At 36.9% G+C, this 360-nt stretch carries 1 pseudogene; it reads left to right on the top strand.

Features of this window, described 5'->3' with window-relative positions:
• A pseudogene (locus tag EZH24_RS13610) lies at positions 1 to 360 on the top strand (bifunctional NADH-specific enoyl-ACP reductase/trans-2-enoyl-CoA reductase); the annotation flags it as partial.

Raw genomic sequence — 360 nt, forward strand, 5'->3', positions numbered from 1 at the left:
TTTTGACGGAAAAATAGATTTGTTTATTTACAGTTTAGCCGCTCCCGTGAGAACGGACGAAAAAACGGGAATATTGCATCGCTCCGCTCTAAAACCAATAGGAAAAACTTATAACGGAATGGGAATAGATTTTATGACGGAAGAATTATTAAATGTTTCAATCGAACCCGCAAACGAAGAAGATATAAAAAATACGGTAAAAGTTATGGGAGGCGAAGATTGGAAATTATGGACTGACGCTTTGATTGACGCCGATATATTATCTGAAAACGCGATAAATATTGCCTATTCTTATATTGGTCCCGAAATGACTAAAGCGGTTTATAGAGACATGACTAAAGCGGTTTATAGAGACGGAAC

It is taken from the genome of Brachyspira catarrhinii, assembly GCF_005518285.1.
In the GTDB taxonomy this organism is placed as follows: domain Bacteria; phylum Spirochaetota; class Brachyspiria; order Brachyspirales; family Brachyspiraceae; genus Brachyspira; species Brachyspira catarrhinii.